We start from the raw sequence: 2,737 nt of genomic DNA on the forward strand, positions 1-2,737 counted from the left end.
CAGGCGCTGGTAGCCGAGCACGCCGTCGAGGAAGAACATCGCGCCGGGGTGGTAGCTCGCGTACGCAGCGATCGCATACGAGCGGCTCGTGGTCCGCGTGTCGTGACTTCCGATATCGGTGGCGTCACGCCCGTAGCCGAGGCCGGCACCGAACGCGAATGCATCGTCGAGTCGGTAGTCGGCGCCGAAGCTCACGCCGTCGGTTTCGAAGTCCGAACCGGTCGAGCCGCCGCGCGCACCCGTGCTGCCCGAGCGCAGACCGCCGCCGATCCACAGGCCGACGCCCGATGACGTATCACGCGCCGCCGCGGCTGGCGCGTCGACGTCGCCACCGCCCGCGTCCGCAGCACCGATGCCCTTTCGCTCTATGCGCGCAGTGCCGCACGCGTCGTCGGCATGCGGGTTGTCGCTGCAGTGCGTGCTGTCGGCGAAGGTCAAGGCGTTCTGCAGGCCGCCGCTGCGACCACCGCCATGCAGGCTTTCGAGGCGCGTCTGGAAATTGCGGATCTGCGCGTCGGCGAAGCGTTGCGTCGCCTGCGCCTGCGCGTCGAGCAGGCCGCGCACTTCCGCATCACGCGACGGATCCGGGCGCGGCGCGACGGTGAACGCGTAGGCCTGCGTCGCGGTGAAGCCGAGCGCGTCGGTCGCAGTGACGGTGAAGCTGAAGGCGCCATCGGCGGTCGGCGTGCCGGACAACGTGCCGTTCGATGCGAGCGTGAGGCCGGCCGGCAACGTGCCCGTCGTGACGGTGAAGCGATACGGACCGGTGCCCCCGCTGGCGCTGAGCGTCTGCGTGTACGCGGTGTTGGCCACGGCGGCCGGCAATGTCGTCGGCGTGATCGCGATCACCGGGGCCGACATCGCGAGCGTGTAGCTCGTCGTCACCGACGCCGGCGTGCCGGTGGTGCTGTCCGTCGCGCGGATGGCGAAGGTGAAACTGCCTGCCGCGGTCGGCGTGCCGGTGAGTGCGCCGGTGTTCGCGTCGAGCGCGAGGCCGGTCGGCAGCGTGCCACTTGCCACGGCGTAGCGGTACGGCGCGATGCCGCCGCTCGCGGCGAACGTCTGCGTGTACGCGACGCCCGCGGTACCTGCGGCGACCGTCGTGGGGCTCAACGTGAGCGTCGGCGCGGCGACGGTCAGCACGTAGTGCGCGGTCACGCGGCCGGGCGTGCCCGCCGTGCTGTCGCTCACCGTGACGTCGATGGCGAACGTGCCGGACTGCGTCGGCGTGCCGGCCAGCGTGCGCGTTGCGGCGTCGAACGTGATGCCCGTCGGCAGCGCGCCGGTGAGGCTCGCGGTGTACGGCGCGATGCCGCCGTTGACCGTCAGCACCTGCGAGTACGCCGCACCCGCGGTGCCGCCCGGCAGCGTTGCCGGCGACAGCGCGAGCGTAGGCGCCGCGACGTCGAGCGTGTAGGCCTGCGTGCCCGTCTGCGCATGCGCATCGGTCGCGCGAACGGTGAAGGTGAAACGACCGGACGCGGTCGGCGTGCCCGACAACGTGCCATCCGCGGCCAGCGTCACGCCGGCCGGCAATGCGCCCGTGCTGACGTCATACGTGTACGGGCCGATGCCGCCGATGGCCGACAGCATCTGGCTGTACGCGCTCGTCGCGGTGCCGGCGGCGAGCGTCGACGGCGACACCGCGATGCCGGGCGCGGCGACCTGCAGCGTGTAGGCGCGCGACACGGTGAACGGCGCACCGGCGCCGGTCGAACCGGTGTCGGTCGCGGTGATCGTGAACGTGTAGCTGCCCGGCGCCGTGGGCACACCCGACAGCGTGTCGCCGCTCAGCGACAGACCAGTCGGCAGCGCGCCGCTCACCGCGTAGGTGTACGGACCGGTACCACCGGACACCGCGAAGGTCTGCGTATACGCGACACCGTAGTCGGCACTCAGCGCGCCGGTGGCGGGCGACAGCGACAGCGCGGGTGCTGCGATGGTGAGCGCGAACGTCTGGCCCGCGGTGTACGGCCCATTGCCGGTGCTGCTGTCGCGTGCCTGCACGGCGATGTTGAACGTGCCGACGTCGGTCGGCGTACCCGCGATGGTCACGCTGGTGCCGGATGTCGCGGTGACCACGACGCCCGCCGGCAGGCCGGTGACCTGGTACGCGCTGTACGGCGCGTGGCCGCCCGACCAGGTGAACGTCTGCGTGTACGCCGCACCTGCGGTCGCCGCCAGGCTGCCCGACGCGGTGACCGTAACCACCGCATCGTTGACCGCGATCGTCGCCGTCGCCGGCGCCGTCGTGGTCATGCCGTCGGTCGCGGTGTACGTGAAGCTGTCGGCACCGGCGTAACCGGCGTTCGGCTGGTAGGTGATCGTCGTGCCGCTCGCGATGGCGGTGCCGTGCGCGGGTGCGCTGACGACGGCCACCGACGTCGCGGTGCCGACGATGTCGAGCGTCACCGGCGTGGCGCCCGCGCCGTACGGCACGGTCGCATTGACGGGGCCGGCGGTGAGCGGCGGCACCGGCGTCACGGCGGCCGACGCGGCCGACGCGGCACCGGTGCCCGCGCTGTTCGTGGCGGTGACGGTGAACGTGTACGCGGTGCCGTTCGACAGGCCGGCGACGACGATCGGGCTCGACGCACCGGTGGCGGTGATGCCGCCCGGATTCGACGTCACGGTGTACGCCGTGATGGCCGCACCGCCCGTGTTCGAAGGTGCGACGAACGACACCGTGGCCTGCGCATCGCCGGCGACGGCGCTCGCCCCGGTCGGCGCGTCGGGC

The 2,737-nt window shown here is 72.4% G+C and carries 1 protein-coding gene; it reads right to left on the reverse strand.

Annotated elements, in window-relative coordinates; genetic code table 11:
• The coding region (locus EVS83_RS15355) for a putative Ig domain-containing protein (RefSeq protein WP_133502054.1) at window positions 1-2,737 on the reverse strand (2,737 nt) is incomplete at both ends.

It is taken from the genome of Cognatilysobacter terrigena, from assembly GCF_004361065.1.
GTDB lineage: Bacteria > Pseudomonadota > Gammaproteobacteria > Xanthomonadales > Xanthomonadaceae > Cognatilysobacter > Cognatilysobacter terrigena.